This window comes from Phenylobacterium montanum (assembly GCF_018135625.1).
GTDB lineage: Bacteria > Pseudomonadota > Alphaproteobacteria > Caulobacterales > Caulobacteraceae > Poindextera > Poindextera montana.
Window position 1 is genome coordinate 3,673,511 of the sequence record NZ_CP073078.1, and the last position, 17,449, is coordinate 3,690,959.

A 17,449-nucleotide genomic window follows, 5' to 3' on the forward strand; every position below is an offset into this window, starting at 1 on the left:
GTTAGACCACCGCGTCCCCATTCAGGAACGCCTGCGCAAAGGCGCAGTGCAGGGCGACGCCGCGGCTCATCACCGTCTCGTCCAGCACCATGCGATTGGAGTGCAGGGCGCAACAGGTGCGCCAGTCGCCGCCCTCGGGCGTGGCGCCCAGGAAAGCCATGGCGCCGGGAATTTGCTGCAACACGTAGGAGAAGTCCTCGGCCCCCATCATCGGGTGGGGCATGTCGCGCCAGGCGCCGGCGCCGAACACCTCGTGGGTGACCCTGCGCGCCAGTTCGACGATGCGGCCGTCGCAGACCGTGACCGGAAAGCCTTGGTCGAACTCGGCCTCGCCGGTCGCGCCATGGGCGGCGGCGACGTGGTGGACCAGCTTCTTGACGCCTTCCTGCACCTGCTTGCGGGTGGTCTCGCTCATGGTGCGCAGGGTGCCGGTCAGGTGCGCGTCCTCGGGGATGATGTTGTTGGTGGTCCCAGCCTCGATCTTGGCGATGGTCAGGACCGCTGGATTGAAGGCCGGCACGCGGCGGGTGACGAAGGCCTGCAGGGCGGTGACGATCTCGCAGGCGATCGGGATCGGGTCGATCGCGTCCTGCGGCATGGCCGCATGGCCGCCGGCGCCGCGCACCTTGATCCGCACCACGTCGGCCGAGGCCAGCAGCGGCCCGGTGCGGCTGGCGAACACGCCGCTGGGGATATTGGGCGAGACGTGCAGGGCGAAGGCCGCGTCCGGCTTGGGATCGTCCAGCAGGCCGTCCTCCAGCATGAACCGTGCGCCGTGCCAGCCCTCCTCGCCAGGCTGGAACATGAACACCACCGTCCCGTTCAGCCGCTCGCGCTCGGCCGACAGCGCCCGCGCCGCCCCGGCCAGCATGGCCACGTGGGTGTCGTGGCCGCAGGCGTGCATGGCCCCCGCGGTCCGCGAACGGAAATCGAGGCCGGTGTCCTCCTGCAGCGGCAGGGCGTCCATGTCGCCACGCAACAGCACCGTGCGCCCGTCGCCGCCCCCGCGCAGGATCGCCACCAGGCCCGTGGTCGACGGCCCCTGGCGGATTTCCAGCGGCAGGCCCTGCAGGGCTTTGAGGATTTTCTCGGTGGTGCGCGGGCAGTCTAGGCCCAGCTCCGGGTCCTCGTGTATGGCCCGGCGCAGGGCGATGGCCTCGCCCAGCAAAGCCTCGCCGGCGGTGGTCCAGACGGAGGTGTCGATCGGCAGGGCGGTCATGGGGTATCCTCAGCGGCCGGTGAAGGCCGGCGCGCGCTTTTCAACATAGTGGGCGACGCCTTCCTTGAAGTCTTCGGAGACGAAGCTCCCGGCCATGTCGGCGTTGGCGCTGTCGATCGCTTCGCCTAGGGTCTGGAAGAGGCCGTTCCAGATCTCCCGCTTCATTTCCCGCAAGGACCGGGGCGAGACCTCGCGCGCCAGCATGCCGGCATAGGCCATGACCTCGGCCATGAACTGCTCGTGCGGGATCACCCGATTGACCAGGCCCATGGCCAGGGCCTCGGCCGGGCTGACCCGGCGGGCGGAATAGAGCAGGTCGGCGGCGTTGGCGAACCCCACCAGCCGCGGCAAGAGCCAGCTGGACCCATGCTCGGCGATCAGCCCGCGGCGGGAGAAGGCGGTGGAGAACACCGCAGCGTCGGAGGCGAAGCGCAGGTCGGCATAGAGCGAGATGACCAGGCCCAGGCCCGCGCAAGGCCCGTTGATGGCGGCGATGATCGGCTTGGGCACAGCGGGGAAGTAGGAATAGGTCTTCTGGAAATCGGCGGCCGAGGCGGGGTCGAAGGGCGCCTCGGCCTGGGTCGCCGCCCGGGTTTCGCCACCCTGGATGGTCTGCAGGTTCTGCATGTCGGCCCCGGCGCAGAAGCCGCGCCCCGCGCCGGTCAGCACGATCACCCGCACGGCCTCGTCCTCGGCCGCGGCGCGCATCGCCGCCTTGACCTCCTGGTGCATCCGCCCGGTCCAGGCGTTGAGCCGGTCGGGCCGGTTCAGCGTGATCGTCGCGATCCCGCCCTCGCTGGCATAGAGGATTTCGGAATAGTCCATGGCCGCTCTCCCTCCGGTCGTTCCAGGTCCGTTGTTTTTGAGAGACTAGCTCAGACCGGTCGGTGCGGGAGTGGAAAACGACGGCTTCAGACGGCGCCGGCCTTGTGCAGCGCCTCCAGGGCGTCTGCATCCAGCCCCAGCAGCCCCCCCAGGACCTCGGCGTTGTGCTCGCCCACGGCCTGCGGCGCGATGGTGCGGATCGCGCCCGGCGTGGCCGACAGTTTCGGAAACACGTTCTGCATCTTCAGTCCGGCGAACCGGGGGTGGGCCACCTCGACGATCGCCTCACGGGCGGCGAAGTGCGGATCCTCGATCATGTCGGCGGCGGAATAGATGCGGCCCGCAGGGATCGAATGCTCGACCATCAGGGCTTCGACCTCGGCGATTGTCAGGGTCCTGGTCCAGGCTTCGATGCGCTGGTCCAGCTCGATCTGGTTGGCGCCGCGGGCCACGTGGGTCGCATAGCGCGGATCGTCGGCCAGGTCCGGCAGGCCCATGGCCTGGCAAAGGCGGCGGAAGATGCCGTCCTGGTTGGCCCCGATCAGATAGTCGCCGTCCTTGCAGGCATAGACGTTGGACGGCGCGATGCCGGGCAGGTACGAGCCCGACCGCTCGCGCACGATGCCGCTGACCGCGTACTCCGGCACGAGGCTCTCCATCACCTGCAGCACCGATTCATAGAGGGCGGCGTCGATCACCTGGCCCTCGCCGGTCTTTTCCCGGTGGTGCAGGGCGGCCAGCACGCCGAGGCAGCCATAGGTGGCCGTCAGGCTGTCGCCGATCGAGACGCCCATGCGCGAGGGCGGCCGGTCCGGGTCGCCGACGATGCGCCGCCAGCCGCCCATGGCCTCGCCCACCCCGCCGAAGCCGGTGCGTGCGGCGTAGGGGCCCGTCTGGCCGTAGCCGGACATGCGCACCACGATCAGGCCGGGGTTCTCGCGCCGCAGATCCTTGGGGTCCAGGTTCCAGCCCTCGAGCGCGCCGGGGCGGAAGTTCTCGATCAGGACGTCGGCCTTGGCGATCAGCCGGCGGGCCAGGGCCTGGCCCTCGGGGATGCGCAGGTTGATCGACACCGACTGCTTGTTGCGGGCGATCACCTCCCACCAGACGTGCTCGCCGCGGCCCCAGACCCGCATGGGATCGCCGGCGCCCGGCGGCTCGACCTTGATCACCCGCGCCCCGAAATCACCCAGGAGCTGGCCGCAGAACGGTCCGGCGATCAACTGGCCCATCTCCACCACCAGAAGGTCGCTCAGGGGGCCGGGCTTGGCGGGTTCAGTCATGGGGCGTGCCTTGCGCTGACGGGTCTGGCCGAACGCATAGCTCGCACCGATCGCCAGGGCGAGGGCCTGGGCCTAGGGCTTGCCGGTCTCGGCATAGGCCTTCAGCCGCGCCATTTGCAGGCCCAGCACGTGGTCCACGGGCGTGGCCCAGCCGGCGAAGCCGTCCTTGGCGTAGCCGCCGACATCGTAGGTCAGCACCAGGTCCGCGCCGCCGTCCTGCGGCTTCAGGGCGAAGGCCAGATGGCCGGTGACGCCCAGGGTCTGCAGCGGCCCCAGCGCGCCCTCCAGCCGCAGCATCTTGCCTGGCGCGACGAACACCACCCGCATGTGCGCGACCGAGCCGCCGTCCTTCAGCGCCTCGCAGAAGCAGCCGCCGGCCTTGGGCTCGATGCTCAGATTGGCCGAGTCGCCGGAAAAGGTGTGGTCCGGACTCCACCAGCGGCCGATATCGACCAGGGCGGCATAGGCCTTGTCGGGCGGGACGGCCAGGTGGAGCGCGTGGCGCACCTCGAAGCCGTTCGGCTGGACGTCGACGACCTCGGCCCGGGCTGCGCCCGAAGATGCGACCACGGCGGCCACCGCCGCCAGAACCAGCTGAATCCGCACGCCCGCCTCCCCGGCTTTCTTGTTCGTCGGGATTGAGACCTAGGCGGCGTCGAAACTCAAGGGCGCGCCCCAGAAGCTGGAGACCAGCCCGTTCTGCGGCCCCGCCCGGCCGGTGGTCAGGAACCGCCGCGCCCCGCCGGTCCCGGGCGCATATTCCGGGTGCCGCTCCAGATAGCGCACGATCGCCTCCGCCGTGGCCGCCGGCTGGTGGATCAGCGGCGTGCCGGGCGGCAGGGCGGCGCGGAACAGGTCGGCGATGATCTCGTAGTGGGTGCAGCCCAGGATCGCCCGGTCCGGAGCGCGGCCGATACGCTTCTTCAGCGCCGCCACGTGCCCGTCCACCGCCGCCTTCAGCGCCGCCTGGCCCTCGCCGGCCTCGATCATGCGGGCCAGGTTCGGGCAGGGCTCGGAGAACACCGCCACGTCCTGACGGCGCTTGTCGATCTCGATCTCATAGACCCGGCTGGCCGCCGTGCCCGGTGTCGAGAACACGCCCAGGATGTCCAGCTGCTCGACCTTGTCGCCGCGCCGCTCGGCCTCGTGCTCCCAGGGCAGGCCGGTGGCCTTTTCGATGGTCGGCACGATGATGCCGAGGACGTTCAGCGCCCGCCCCTGCTCGCGCCGATAGCCGGGCAGCCAGGTCTGCTGCAGTCGCCGCAGGGCTATGGCCGAAGCGGTGTTGCAGGCCAGGACGATCAGGTCGCAGCCCTGGTCGAACAGGCGCTCGCAGCCCGCTCGGGTCAGGGTGACGATCTCCTCGCCCGGGCGGCCGCCATAGGGCTGGTTGGCCTGGTCGGCCAGATAGATCAGGTCGGCGTCCGGCAGGGCCTGAACCAGAGCCCGATGCACCGAAAGCCCGCCCACGCCGGAATCGAAAACGCCGATGGCCATGGCCCGGCTTTAGCCGAGCCCGCGGCGCTTAGAAACCGGAAAGAGGTTAATTCAGTGCGGCATGTTCTCTGTGTTTGAGGCCGTCGCCGCCGCCACCCAGGGCGCCACCGAGGCCAGCCGCGCCCGCCGCGCGACCCGGCCCTGCCAGAGGTAGAGCAGGGGTGTGATGATGAGCTCCATGACCAGGGCCGCCACCATCCACGGATCCAGCGGCCCTGCGGCCAGAAGGCCGAGGGCGCGGAAAAATCCGCCGCAGACCACGATCAGGGTCAGCAGCGTGAACCGCGAGCCCGCCAGCTCGATGCGCGGAATGGTGCTCCAATAGGCGAGGCCGATGGCCAGCAACAGGCCCGACAGGTAGCGATAGTGGCTGTCCAGCCCCGCCCCGCCGGCCTGGTCCAGCATGGCCGGCCCGAACAGCGCCCCCGCCAGCCCCGCCGCGACCGGCGCCCCGCCGCACACCGCGACGGCGAGCTGTAGGAGTTTGGTTTCGAGGGGGCGGTGGTGGGTCACAAAGGGGTTATAGCGCGAGATCGTGGGCGGTGGGGAAAGATCGCGGCGGCTTCACTCTTGCTCGCCGATCCGCCGCAGGATTTCGTTGAGGGCGGCTTCGGGATTGTCGATCACATCGACATTCCAGAGCCGGATCACCGTGAACCCCTCGGCTTTGAACCAGCTGTCGCGAGCCTCGTCATAGCCGCTATCGGCGTGCTGACCGCCGTCGCATTCGACGATCACGTAGGGGTCGAAACAGGCGAAGTCGGCGATGTAGGGACCGATTGGAACCTGGCGACGGAACTTCAGTCCCTCGAGCTGCCCACCGCGCAGCAAGCTCCAAAGTTTCTGCTCGGCGCGCGTTGGGTCCCGCCGCATGGCGCGGGCGCGCTTGGTGAGGACGGTGTGATCAACCACAAGGCGCAGCTTGTCACCCAGCGGATCAGCCGCCAACCCTTCCCCCCTTTGTGGGGGAAGGAGGGGCCCGCTCGCGAAGCGAGTGGGAGGATGAGGGGCGCCGGCGGATCGTCTTCGCGAGGAGTCTTCAGTCGCGCGGCTATCGCCGCGCGTCCCCTCAACCTCCCACGGCTTCGCCGCGGGCCCCTCCTTCTCCCACAAGGGGAGAAGGGATTGATTTCGCTCACCAAAGCCCATGAAGGTAGCCTTGCTCGCCGTCCCAGGCTGCTCAAGGACGGCGCGGCGCGCCGCCGCGGTGCGGCCGGCCCTCCGGGCCGGTCCTTGACCAGCCCGGGTCGGCGAGCTCCAATTCCATCATGGATTTAGGGGGCGATGTGGCCCGCCGACTGCAACACGGAGGCTGAGGTGAAGCAGATACTTCGGATCGCAAGCGCGGCGCTAGTCATGCTCGGCCTGTTTGAGTTGCGCGATCTGCTGGGGATTGTCGCCGCGGCGGTCGGGGCTGCGAAATTCCACGATGGCTGGACGTTGTATCCGCCAGAGGTCGGCCATTCCTTGTTTGACCCGTCCGTTCCCGCAGGCCTGATGCTGTTAGCCGCGGGCGTGTTTGTAGGACTGGCGTCTCTACTACCGTTTCGTCGCCAGACCTCCCTTCCTTGACCTTTCCCCCCATCCGGCGTAAATCGCCGCCTCCTCGGCGCAGTCCAAAACGCGCCCTCCACCGCCACGACCCCTGAACCATCAGGACGAGGGCGGCGAGGCCCCCCGTCGACGTGATCGTCCACGGGGGCGTTTTGCGTTTGGGATCAGGCTTGGGAATTCGAAGGTAGGTTTCATGTTCGACGCCCTGACCGAAAAGCTATCCGGCGTGTTCGACCGCCTCGGCGGCCGCGGCGTGCTGTCCGAAAAGGATGTCGACGAGGCCCTGCGCGAGGTCCGCGTCGCGCTCTTGGACGCCGACGTCGCCCTGCCGGTGGCGCGCGACTTCATCGCCAAGGCCAAGGAACGGGCCGCGGGCGAGGCGGTGGTGCGCTCGGTGCGGCCCGCCGACCAGGTGGTCAAGATCGTCTATGACGGCCTGATCGAGACCCTGGGCGGGGAGGAGCCGGTTCCGCTGAACCTGGCCGCCGCGCCGCCGGCGGTGATCCTGATGGCCGGCCTGCAGGGCTCGGGCAAGACCACCACCGCCGCCAAGCTGGCCCTGCGCATCTCGAAGACCGAGCGCAAGAAGGTCATGATGGCCTCGCTCGACACCCGCCGCCCGGCGGCCATGGAGCAGTTGGCCCTGCTGGGCCAACAGGCCGAGGTCGACACCCTGCCCATCGTCGCCGGCCAGTCGGCGCCGGACATCGCCCGCCGCGCCATGTCGGCCGCCAAGCTGGCCGGCTACGACGTGCTGATCCTCGACACCGCCGGCCGCACCACGCTCGACGAGGCGATGATGGCCGAGGCGGCCGAGATCGCCCGGATTTCGCAGCCGACCGAGACCCTGCTGGTCGCCGACAGCCTGACCGGCCAGGACGCGGTGCGCACGGCCAAGGCCTTCCACGAGCGCCTGCCGCTGACCGGCCTGATCCTGACCCGCGCCGACGGCGACGGCCGCGGCGGCGCCGCCCTGTCCATGCGCGCGGTCACCGGCCTGCCGATCAAGTTCCTGGGCGCGGGCGAGAAGATCGACGCCCTGGACGTGTTCGACGCTCGCCGGGTCGCGGGCCGCATCCTCGGCCAGGGGGACATCGTGGCCCTGGTGGAGAAGGCGTCGGCCGAGCTGGACCAGGCCAAGGCCGAGCGCATGGCCAAGAAGCTGGCCAAGGGCCAGTTCGACCTGGACGACCTCTCCGACCAGCTGGCCCAGATGCAGAAGATGGGCGGCATGCAGGGGCTGATGGGCCTGCTGCCCGGCGTGCAGAAGATCAAGAAGCAGATTGCCGAGGCCAATATCGACGACAAGATCTTCCGCCGCCAGCAGGCGATCATCTCGTCCATGACCAAGGTCGAGCGCAAGAAGCCCGACCTCTTGAACGCCTCGCGCAAGCGGCGGGTGGCCGCCGGCGCCGGCGTCGACGTGGCCGAGATCAACCGGCTTCTGAAACAGCACCGCCAGATGGCCGACATGTTCAAGGCCATGAGCAAGGGCGGCGGCAAGGGCTTCGCCCGCATGGCCCAGATGATGGGCGGCCAGATGGGGGGAATGGGCGGCGCCGACATGGCGCGGCTCAAGGCCATGGGCGGCGGCAAGCTGCCCCAGGACGCCTCGCAGCTCTCGGGGCTCGGCGGCCTCGACCCGAACAATCCTCCGCAGATGCCCCAAGGCCTTACGGGCCTGCCCGGCCTCGGCGGCGGCTTCAACCCCTTCAAGAAACCCTGAAGACCCTCAAGACTTAGACAAGGACCAACCCCATGCTGAAGATCCGTCTCGCCCGTGGCGGCGCCAAGAAGCGCCCCTTCTACCAGATCGTCGTCGCCGACAGCCATTCGCCCCGCGACGGCCGTTTCATCGAGAAGGTGGGCACCTACAACCCGCTGCTGAAGAAGGACGACCCGAGCCGCGTCACCCTGAAGGTCGAGCGCCTGCAGGACTGGATCGCCAAGGGCGCCCAGCCGACCGATCGCGTCGCGCGCTTCCTGGCGGCCGAGGGCCTCGCCAAGTGGGCCCCGGGCAACAACCCGACCAAGGCCAAGCCGGGCAAGAAGGCCGAAGAACGCGCCGCCGAACGCGCCCAGCGTGAAGCCGACCGCGCCGCCGCGGCCGCCGAAGCCGCCGCCCAGCCGGCGCCGGAGCCCGAACCCGAAGCCGCCGCCGAGGAAGTCGTGGCCGAAGCTCCGGCCGCCGAGGCTGTTGCTGAAGAAGCGCCGGCCGCTGAAGAAGCCGCCACCGAGGCGTAAGGCGTTGCTGGCGCCTTGGCGCTCGCACCCCCACCCCAACCCCTCCCCGCAAGGGGCAGGGGCTTTGGGAATGCGCCCATGACCAACCTGATCCTGGTCGGCCAGGTGGCCGGGGCGTTTGGCGTGCGGGGCGAGGTGAAGATCACCGCCTTCACCGAGAGCCCCGCCAATCTCCTTTCCTACAAGACCTTGAAGCGTCAGGACGGCTCGCCCGGCCTGACGCTGACCTCCGGCCGCGTCCACAAGGGCCAGGTGATCGGTCGCGCCAAGGAGGTCGCGACCCGCGAGGAGGCCGAGGCCCTGCGGGGCCTGAAGCTGTTCATCCCGCGCGAGACCTTGCCCCAGCCGGACGAGGACGAGTTCTACCTGACCGACCTGATCGGCCTCGCCGCCGTTTCGCCCGAGGGCGCGGCTGTGGGCCGGATCAAGAGCGTGCAGAACTTCGGCGCCGGCGACCTGCTTGAAATCGAGCCCCCCGCCGGCCCCACCTGGTGGCTGCCCTTCACCCGCGATTGCGTCCCCGAGGTCGACCTCGCCGGCTGTAAGGTCGTGGTGGCGCGGCCGGACGAGGTGGGGGACGAGGAGCCCGGGGCCTCGTAGGCCTCCGCGACATTTTTGGCGCTCTTTCCCGCGAAGGCGGGGTGAGCGCTAAAATACTACTTCCGCATCCGGATCAGCCCTTCCTGGGCCACCGACGCCACCAGGGCGCCGTCCTGGGTGAACAGTTGGCCGCGGATGAAGCCGCGGGCGCCCGAGCCCGAGGGCGTGTCCTGGGCGTAGAGGTGCCAGTCGTTGAAGTTCGACGGGCGGTGGAACCAGATGGCGTGGTCCAGGCTGGCCGACTGCAGGCCGGGCGTCTGCCACCATACTCCGTGCGGCCGCATTGCGGTGCCGAGGAGCGCCATGTCCGAGGCATAGGCCAGCAGGGCCTGGTGCAGATGGGCGTCGCCGCCGATCGGGGCCTTGGCCCGCATCCAGACATTGTTGAGCGGCGGGGCGACCTCGCCGGCCTGGCTGGGAGTGGCGTGGCGCAGGTCGATCGGCCGCGGCCGCAGCATCATCCGCGCCTGCTCGGGGGTCATTTTCTTGGCCAGCTCCGCCATCTGGGCGTGGCCGTCGTCCAGCGTGTCGGGCGCCGGCGCATAGGGCATGGCCGCCTGGTGCTCGAAGCCTTCCTCGGGGACCTGGAACGAGCCGGCTAGGTTGAAGATCTGCTTGCCGTGCTGGATGGCGGTCACCCGGCGGGTGGTGAAGCTGGCCCCGTCGCGGGCGCGATCGACCTCGTAGAGGATCGGCACGCTGGGGTCGCCCGGGCGGATGAAATAGCAGTGGATCGAGTGGCAGACCCGGTCCTCCACCGTCTCGTAGGCCGCCAGGAGGGCCTGGGCGATCACGTGGCCGCCGAAAATCCGCGGGCCGCCATCCTCGGGCGCCTGGCCGCGGAACAGGTTCATTTCGATCGGCTCGAGCGCGAGCGTCTCGACCAGGTTTTCGACGTCGTCCATGGCCATGGCTTTTCAAATTGTGCAATGCGAAAGGCACGGGGGATTACGCCGCAAAGCCGGGCGGAGCAAGTTCCCACCCTTCTCCCCTTGCGGGAGAAGGAGGGGCCCAGTGCGCAGCAAAGGGAGGATGAGGGGTCGCGCGAACCTCTCCGTCCTGGTTTTGCAGCAGCGACGGACTTCTGGTAGGCCGGCGCGACCCCTCATCCTCCCACCCGCTGACGCGGGCGGGCCCCTCCTTCCCCCACAAGGGGGGAAGGGAGCAGAAGCGCCCCATGCCCTACGACGTCACCGTCCTGACCATGTTCCCCGAGGCCTTTCCCGGCCCGCTCGGCGTGTCGCTGATCGGTTCGGCCTGGCGGGAAAAGGGCCTGTGGCGATTGGAAACACTGGACATTCGGGGCTTTTCCGAAGATAAGCGCGGCTTCCTCGACGACACCCCCGCTGGGGGTGGCCCGGGGCAGGTTATGCGGGCGGACGTGATCGCGGCGGCGCTGGACAGCGTTTCGCAGGCGGGGCGGCCGCTTTTGTACATGAGCGCCCGGGGAAGGCCCCTGACCCAGGCGCGCGTCCGTGAGTGGGCTCAGGCTCCTGGCCTGATCGTGCTCTGCGGCCGTTTCGAGGGGGTGGACCAGCGGGTGCTCGACGCCCGGGGGTTCGAGGAGGTCGCCGTCGGCGACGCAGTCCTGGCCGGTGGCGAGGCGGCGGCGATGGTGGCGATCGAAGCCTGTGTCCGGCTCGTGCCGGGCGTCCTGGGCGAGGCCGAAAGCCTGGCCGAGGAAAGCTTCGAAGACGGGCTTCTGGAGCACCCGCAGTTCACAAGGCCGCGGACGTTCGAGGAGCGCGAAATTCCGGAGGTCCTGCTCTCCGGCCACCACAAGAAGGTGGCCGCGTGGCGCCGGGCGCAACGGGAACAGACCACGCGGGAGCGGCGGCCGGACCTTTGGGCGCAGCATCTCGCCAACTTACAGGCAAAGGGCGACAAAGCCCAAGGAGACTAGACATGAACATCATCCAGCAGCTGGAACAGGAAGAAGCCGCCCGCGTGATGGGCGACAAGAAGGTCCCGGACTTCCAGCCCGGCGACACCCTGCGCGTCAACGTGCGCATCAAGGAAGGCGACCGCGAGCGCGTCCAGGCCTATGAGGGCGTCTGCATCGCCCGCGCCGGCGGCGGCCTGCAGGAGAGCTTCACCGTCCGCAAGATTTCTTTCGGCGAAGGCGTGGAGCGCCAGTTCCCGCTGATGTCGCCGATGATCGAATCCATCGAGGTCAAGCGCCGCGGCGTCGTGCGCCGGGCCAAGCTCTATTATCTGCGCGACCGTCGCGGCAAGTCGGCCCGCATCGCCGAACGCGCCATGGGCGCCGGCAAGGAGAACGGCGAGGGCTGATCTTCGCCCGCAATTGACCCATTAGAAGGGCCGTTCCGGATCGCCGGGACGGCCCTTTTCGCGCGGCGGGGGTTTTGCTGTTCGCCCTACCCAAAAGGGGGTCGCCGCGCGCCGTCGATCCTGACTCGACTTTTGTATCTTCACTTTGCTGGGTTAGCTTCTTCGAACTCGGCTGAAAACTGAATCTGCAACCTGAAATGCCAGATTCCGCCTATCCGCCTCGCGTTCCGGCGGCAAACGGAGGGTGATCGTTCTTGACTGGGCCCAAGGCCGCTCGGCCAGGCATTCAGGTCAAGGTCTTCGCGGCGACCGCAGCGTTGTCGTGGGCGGCCGCGCTGATCTTTTCGGTTTTCGAGCAGCGGACCCACGGCGCGACCGCCATATGGCCGGTGAACGCCATGATCCTGGCGGCTTATATTCTGCTCGGCCGGGAGGCGCGCGCGGCGGTCATCGCAGGCGGCGCGGCGGCCCTCATCGCCACCAGCCTGGTGATGAACACCAATCCGCGGCTCGCATGCGTCCTGGCCATCTTCAACTCGACAGAGATCGTCTTGGTGCATCTGGTCGCCGCCCGGGTGCTGAAGGGCCGCTTCAGCTTCGAAGGGGTGGACCGCCTGCTGGCTTACTGGTCCGCCTGCGCCGCGGTCTGCGCCGTGAACGCCTTGCCGGTAGGTTTCGTCGAGCTCGCCTGGCAGGGGCGTCCGTTCTGGACCACATTCAACGCCTGGGGCGTCGGGGACGCGCTGGGCTACATGCTGGTGACGCCGGCGATTTTGGATATTCGGCACGACTGGGCGGCGCTGGCGGCGGATTCCCGGCGGGGCGTCCACGCCCTGGCGACGGTAGCGGCCCTGCTCTTGGTCGAGGCGCCGGTGCTCTATTTCCGCGCCTATGAGCTCCAGTTCGCCATATTGGTGATCTTTGTCGCGATCGCTTTCCGCCAGGGGCGCACGGTCGCCGGCCTCGCGATCCTGTCGACCATCGTGCTCGCCGACGGACTGCTCAATTTCGGCAGCCCGCGCGCGCCGGTCGTATTCGGCCTGGTGATTGACGAGAAGCTCTATGCCCAGATCTTCCTGGCGGGCTGTGCGCTGGCGGCGATCCCGATGGCTGGTGCGGTCGCCAAGCAAAGGGCGCTCGACGCAGAACTGATCGCAAGCCGCACCGAGGCGCTGGCGGCCTCCGAGGCCAAGAGCCAGTTCCTGGCCAATATGAGCCACGAGATGCGCACGCCGCTGAACGCCGTGATCGGCTTCGCCGGCCTGCTGCAGGGTATGGCCGAGTTGCCCGGGCCAGCGCGGCGGCACGCGGACCGTATCGCAGCCGGCGGGCGTGCGCTGCTCGATCTCGTCAATGACGTGCTGGACTTCGCCAAGGTCGAGTCCGGGCATGTGGACCTAGCCTGCGAGATGGTGGAGCTTCACCGCCTTGTCGCAGAGACGGTCGACCTGGTGGCTGCGGACGCTACGGCCAAGGGGCTGGGGCTCGACTGGGCGATGGACGAAGCGACACCAGCGCTGATCCAAGGTGACGCGAGGCGGTTACGCCAAGTCCTGCTCAACCTTCTCGGCAACGCCGTCAAATTCACCGAGCGCGGCGCCGTGCGCGTCAGTGTGGCGCCGGCCGGCGAGTCGATACGCTTCAGCGTCACCGACACCGGTCCCGGCATCGCCCCCGACTTCAGAGACCGGCTATTCGATCGTTTCAGCCAGGGCGACGCCTCGCTCAGTCGCAGCCATGGCGGCGCAGGTCTCGGCCTGGCCATTTCGCGGGGGCTGGTAGAACTGATGGGTGGGCGCATCGGCGTGACAAGCGAGCTCGGCCAAGGCTCGATGTTCTGGTTCGAAATCCCGGCGCGGGCGCCAGCAGCGGCCGCGCCGCCCCACTGGAGAGCATTACCGTCGATAAGTTCTCCTTCAGCGAAGGGGTCGAGCGTCAGCTCCTTTTGACGCCTTCGGTCATCCCGCCAAGGCGCCGGCAAGGACACCGGTTTGGGCTCCATTCGAACTTGCCGACCGCCATTTTCATAGCTAGCTATATAGCTATAAATATGTGTTGGAGGCCGCGATGACGGGCGACCTGTTGCAAGAGCGTGGAAACCTGTTCCTGGGCAGCCGGCTGAAGCGGTTGGCCGAGCGGATGCAGGCCGATGTGGTCCACGTGCCCGAGCGGGCCGGGCTGGAGATCCAGCCGGGCCAGTACCCCATGCTGGGCGTGCTCGACCGCGACGGCCCGATGACCATCGGCGAACTGGCCCAGACCCTCGAGCTCAGCCAGCCCACCATCACCCGCGCCGTGGCCCGGCTGATCGAGATGGGCCTGGTCGAGGCCAGCCGCCTCGGCCGCGACCAGAGGCACAAGACCATCTCCCTGACCGCGGCGGGGCGGGCGGCGATGGAGGTCTCGAAGGCCCGGGTCTGGCCGCAGATCGAGGCGGCGGTGACCGAGATCACCCAGGGCCTTACCGGCTCGCTGTTGAACCAGATCACGATCCTGGAGCGCCGCCTCGCGGAGAAGCCGCTGAGCCAGCGGGGCCTTTCCGCCGTGCCGTCGGGCCTCGTCATTCGCGAATTCGCCGCCGATCTCGCCCCTGCCTTCCGTGACATCAACAGCCAGTGGATCACCGCCATGTACGAGATGGAGGCGGCCGATCGCGAGGTGCTGGACGACCCTGAGGGCAAGATCATCGACCCCGGCGGCGCCATCCTGTTCGTCGAGGCCGAGGGCCTTGGGATCGTCGGGACCTGCGCCCTGAAGAAGACCGGCGAGGGCGCCTTCGAGCTGATCAAGATGGGCGTCCTGGAATCCGCCCGCGGCCGCAAGGCCGGCGAATTCCTCCTCCGAGCCGTGATCGCCCGGGCCCAGACGCTGGGGGCCAAGACCCTCTACCTGCTGAGCAACAAGAAATCCGCCGCCGCCGTCCACCTCTACGAAAAGCTCGGCTTCGTCCACGACGAGGCGATCATGCGCGACTATGGCGGGGCGTATGAGCGGTGCGACGTGGCGATGCGCTATCGCGGGCGGTGAGGCGGGTGAGATTTCTATCGCCTTTCGGCGAGGGAACGGCGCCGCCAAGCTGAGTCCTATTCACGGCTGCGGGCCGGCAGGCTCTGATCGCCTGTGAAACTGAGGTGAGATATGTGCGTGCGCGCCGAACGGCAAATTAGCGCTGGCTTGCCCTGTCATGACGTTTGGACACTGCAACCTGTCGCATCCGTCCATGGCGGTGTCTGCAGGCTGTCACAGAAACGCGTCTAAGCTGGGCCTTTGAACCACCCTCCACCAGAAGAGGCGGAAATCCCGTGACCCGATCGATCCAGGAACCTGCCCGCGAGATTCCGGTCGTGCATGAGACCGACGTGCTGGTGGTCGGGTCCGGTCCCGGCGGGCTGCCGGCGGCGCTGGCGGCGGCGCGGGCGGGGGTCGAGGTCACGCTCTTGGAGCGCTACGGCTGCTTCGGCGGCAACATCACCCAGGTGGGGGTCGAGGGTTTCGCCTGGTATCGCCATCCGACCACCATCGACAGCGAGGGCATCGGCCGGGAGATGGAGGAGCGCGCCAGGGTGATGGGCGCGGCCCAGCCCGAGCCGCAGTCGGTCAGCCACGCCCTGGACGCCGAGGGCTTCAAATATGTCGCCGACCTGATGGTCGAGGAGGCGGGGATCCGGCCCATGCTGCACCGCATGTTCGTCGCCCCGATCGTCGAGGGTGGCGAGATCAAGGGCGTGATCGTCGAGAGCAAGGCCGGGCGCGAGGCGATCCTGGCCAAGCGAGTGATCGACGCCACCGGGGACGCCGACGTCGCCTTCCGCGCCGGCGCGCCGACCTGGAAACTGCCCAAGGCCGAGATGATGTCGGTCTCGGTGATGTTCTCCATGAGCGGGGTCAACAAGACCCGCTTCATCGAGCAGGTGAAAGCCGACCCGCAGACCTATGCCGACTGGGGCGGCAACGGCGAATGGGACATCACCACCGACGGCAAGGAGGACGCCCTGTTCTCCCCGTTCCTGAGGAAACCGTTCAAGAAGGCGCTGGAGGCGGGGCTTCTGCCGCCGAACCTGGCCACCATCGCCGGCACCTGGGGCGGCGTCACCGACCAGGGCGACCTGACCTATCTCAATCTGGTCCACCTGAACTATGACGGGACCGACCCGGACGAGCTGACCGCCGGCGAGATGGAGGGGCGCAAGCAGGCCATGCTGGCCATCGAGGCGCTGAAGCGCTTCATGCCCGGCTGCGAGGAGGCCAAGCTGCGCAATTTTGGCATGACGCTGGGCGTGCGCGACACCCGCAAGATCGACGCCCTCTACAACATCACCGAGGCTGACGTGCGGGGCCAGGGTCGGTTCGAGGACTCCATCGGCATCTTCCCCGAGTTCATCGACGGCTACGGGATCCTGATCCTGCCCACCACCGGCCGCTATTTCCATGTCCCCTACCGCTCGCTCGTGCCCAAGGGGGTGAGGAACCTGTTGGTCGCCGGCCGTTCGATCGGCGGGGACAAGATCAGCCATGCGGCGGTGCGCAACATGATGTGCTGCACGGTCGCCGGCCAGGGCGCGGGGGTCGCGGCGGCGGTGTCGCTGAAGAGCGGCCGCGCGCCGCATGAGGTCGACATCGCCGCAGTCCAGGCCGAACTGAAGCGCCAGGGCGCGCGGCTCCATTGAGCGTGCGGCGCGTCCCTCCGCTCGCCTGGCTGGCCCTGGCGCTGGCGGCCCTGACCATCGCCGGCAACTACTACGCCTATGACGCGGTGGCCCCGGCGGCGGACCTGCTGCGCACCCAGCGGGGCTTCAGCCAGTCGCAGCTGGGCTTCCTCAACGCCATAGCCAGCCTGCCGAATATCGTGCTGTCGCTGTTCTGCGGCCTGATCATAGACCGGGTGGGGGCGGCCAAGGCGGCCTTCGGCTTCGCCCTGGTCTGCTTCGTCGGGGCCGTCATGACCGCGATCGGCCAGCCCTTCGCCCTGATGGCGGCCGGGCGGCTGATTTTCGGCGTGGGCGAGGAGACGGTGCTGATCGCGCTTCTGGCCGGCCTTGCCCAATGGTTCTCCGCCGGCGGCGCGGCGCTTTCGATGTCACTGCTGTTCAGCCTGGCCCGGGTCGGATCCTACATGGCCGACATCTCGCCGCGCTGGGCGGGCCCGCTGTACCACAGCTGGCGGCCGCCCCTGGTGCTGGCCGCCGCCCTGACCGGGATCAGCATGGTCACCGGCCTGCTCTTCTGGCTAATCGACTCGCGACGTGCGCCGGGCGAAGCGGCGGCGTCCGAGCGGTTCGAGTTGAAGGGCGTTCTGCGCTTCGACCGCTCGTTCTGGTACATCCTGGGACTGAACGTCCTCTACGCCTCGGTTTTCTTCCCCTTCCGCTCGACCTTCGCCATCGAGTTCTTCCAGGACGCCAAGCACCAGACCCTGGCCATGGCGGGCCTGGCCAACAGCTGGGTGTTCTTCGCCGCCATCTTCGCCACCCCGGTGTTCGGGGCCATAGCCGACCGCTTCGGCCATCGCTGCGCCATGCTGAGCTTCGGCGCCGGCCTTGTGCCCCTGACCTTCCTTTTGCTCGACGCCACCGACGCCAGCCTGTGGGTCTCCACCGCCCTGATGGGGATCAGCTTTTCGGTGGTGCCGGCGGTGATCTGGCCCACGACCGCCATGCTGGTGGAGGAGCGGCGTCTCGGCACGGCCTTCGGCGTTATCAACGTGCTGCAGAGCCTGGGCATGTTCCTCTGCAACTGGATCGCCGGGGGGCTGAACGACGCCTACCGAGCCGGCCCGGCGCACCCGGAGGGGTATGGCCCGATGCTGGTCATGTTCGGCGCGCTCAGCCTCGTCGGCTTCCTTTGCACGCTCGCGCTGTGGCGGCGTGAGAGTGGACCGAATGGCCACGGCCTGGGGAGGCCGCCCTCAGCATCGAGCGCCGCCGCCTGACAGCTT

18 protein-coding genes are annotated in these 17,449 nt (G+C 68.6%); 10 read left to right on the top strand and 8 right to left on the bottom strand.

Annotated elements, in window-relative coordinates; all coding sequences use genetic code 11:
* Window position 1: 1 nt before the first annotated feature.
* The 7 genes from KCG34_RS16570 to KCG34_RS16600 form a co-directional block, all read right to left on the bottom strand.
* Complete coding sequence (locus tag KCG34_RS16570) at window positions 2–1,219, bottom strand: M20 metallopeptidase family protein (protein WP_211936735.1); 1,218 nt, start codon at window positions 1,217–1,219, stop codon at window positions 2–4.
* Between the two features lie 9 nt (window positions 1,220–1,228).
* Entirely contained in the window at window positions 1,229–2,044 is an 816-nt protein-coding gene (locus tag KCG34_RS16575; RefSeq protein ID WP_211936736.1) for an enoyl-CoA hydratase, read from the bottom strand.
* Between the two features lie 86 nt (window positions 2,045–2,130).
* A complete protein-coding gene (locus tag KCG34_RS16580; protein WP_211936737.1) occupies window positions 2,131–3,327 on the bottom strand; it encodes a CaiB/BaiF CoA transferase family protein in 1,197 nt (398 codons plus the stop codon).
* Window positions 3,328–3,399: 72 nt separating this feature from the next.
* Window positions 3,400–3,933, bottom strand: coding sequence for an SRPBCC family protein (locus KCG34_RS16585; RefSeq protein ID WP_249138056.1), 534 nt, complete (start codon window positions 3,931–3,933; stop codon window positions 3,400–3,402).
* A gap of 39 nt (window positions 3,934–3,972) precedes the next feature.
* Window positions 3,973–4,824 carry a glutamate racemase gene (locus KCG34_RS16590; protein WP_211936738.1) on the bottom strand — a complete coding sequence of 284 codons (852 nt, stop codon included), beginning with the start codon at window positions 4,822–4,824 and terminating at the stop codon, window positions 3,973–3,975.
* Window positions 4,825–4,875: 51 nt separating this feature from the next.
* Window positions 4,876–5,337, bottom strand: a complete 462-nt coding sequence (locus KCG34_RS16595; protein ID WP_211936739.1) for a DUF4345 domain-containing protein — start codon at window positions 5,335–5,337, stop codon at window positions 4,876–4,878.
* Between the two features lie 51 nt (window positions 5,338–5,388).
* On the bottom strand, window positions 5,389–5,772 hold the full coding sequence (locus KCG34_RS16600) for an endonuclease domain-containing protein (protein WP_249138057.1): 384 nt from the start codon (window positions 5,770–5,772) through the stop codon (window positions 5,389–5,391).
* Window positions 5,773–6,141: 369 nt separating this feature from the next.
* Here KCG34_RS16600 and KCG34_RS16605 point away from each other — a divergent pair, with 369 nt between their 5' ends.
* The 4 genes from KCG34_RS16605 to rimM all read left to right on the top strand — a co-directional run bounded on the left by KCG34_RS16605 (window position 6,142) and on the right by rimM (window position 9,222).
* A complete protein-coding gene (locus tag KCG34_RS16605; protein WP_211936740.1) occupies window positions 6,142–6,396 on the top strand; it encodes a hypothetical protein in 255 nt (84 codons plus the stop codon).
* 175 nt (window positions 6,397–6,571) lie between these two features.
* Window positions 6,572–8,104 (top strand): signal recognition particle protein, encoded by a 1,533-nt coding sequence (ffh, locus tag KCG34_RS16610; protein ID WP_211936741.1) that lies wholly within the window; start codon window positions 6,572–6,574, stop codon window positions 8,102–8,104.
* A gap of 32 nt (window positions 8,105–8,136) precedes the next feature.
* Window positions 8,137–8,622, top strand: coding sequence for a 30S ribosomal protein S16 (gene rpsP / locus KCG34_RS16615; protein ID WP_211936742.1), 486 nt, complete (start codon window positions 8,137–8,139; stop codon window positions 8,620–8,622).
* Between the two features lie 78 nt (window positions 8,623–8,700).
* Complete coding sequence (rimM, locus tag KCG34_RS16620) at window positions 8,701–9,222, top strand: ribosome maturation factor RimM (protein ID WP_211936743.1); 522 nt, start codon at window positions 8,701–8,703, stop codon at window positions 9,220–9,222.
* A gap of 56 nt (window positions 9,223–9,278) precedes the next feature.
* On the opposite strand, the gene KCG34_RS16625 is transcribed toward rimM, so the two are convergent.
* A complete protein-coding gene (locus KCG34_RS16625; protein WP_211936744.1) occupies window positions 9,279–10,127 on the bottom strand; it encodes an acyl-CoA thioesterase in 849 nt (282 codons plus the stop codon).
* A 272-nt stretch (window positions 10,128–10,399) separates the two neighbouring features.
* Between KCG34_RS16625 and trmD the strand changes: the two genes are divergently transcribed.
* From trmD to KCG34_RS16655, 6 genes are all read left to right on the top strand, one after another.
* Window positions 10,400–11,125: a tRNA (guanosine(37)-N1)-methyltransferase TrmD gene (gene trmD, locus KCG34_RS16630; RefSeq protein ID WP_211936745.1), complete on the top strand. Its 726-nt coding sequence runs from the start codon at window positions 10,400–10,402 to the stop codon at window positions 11,123–11,125.
* A gap of 2 nt (window positions 11,126–11,127) precedes the next feature.
* On the top strand, window positions 11,128–11,514 hold the full coding sequence (rplS, locus tag KCG34_RS16635) for a 50S ribosomal protein L19 (RefSeq protein WP_211936746.1): 387 nt from the start codon (window positions 11,128–11,130) through the stop codon (window positions 11,512–11,514).
* Between the two features lie 254 nt (window positions 11,515–11,768).
* Window positions 11,769–13,463 carry an ATP-binding protein gene (locus KCG34_RS16640; RefSeq protein ID WP_211936747.1) on the top strand — a complete coding sequence of 565 codons (1,695 nt, stop codon included), beginning with the start codon at window positions 11,769–11,771 and terminating at the stop codon, window positions 13,461–13,463.
* Between the two features lie 118 nt (window positions 13,464–13,581).
* Complete coding sequence (locus tag KCG34_RS16645; RefSeq protein ID WP_211936748.1) at window positions 13,582–14,541, top strand: bifunctional helix-turn-helix transcriptional regulator/GNAT family N-acetyltransferase; 960 nt, start codon at window positions 13,582–13,584, stop codon at window positions 14,539–14,541.
* 275 nt (window positions 14,542–14,816) lie between these two features.
* Window positions 14,817–16,181, top strand: a complete 1,365-nt coding sequence (locus KCG34_RS16650) for an FAD-dependent oxidoreductase (RefSeq protein WP_211936749.1) — start codon at window positions 14,817–14,819, stop codon at window positions 16,179–16,181.
* Between the two features lie 2 nt (window positions 16,182–16,183).
* A complete protein-coding gene (locus KCG34_RS16655; RefSeq protein ID WP_211936750.1) occupies window positions 16,184–17,443 on the top strand; it encodes an MFS transporter in 1,260 nt (419 codons plus the stop codon).
* Window positions 17,444–17,449 lie beyond the last annotated feature (6 nt).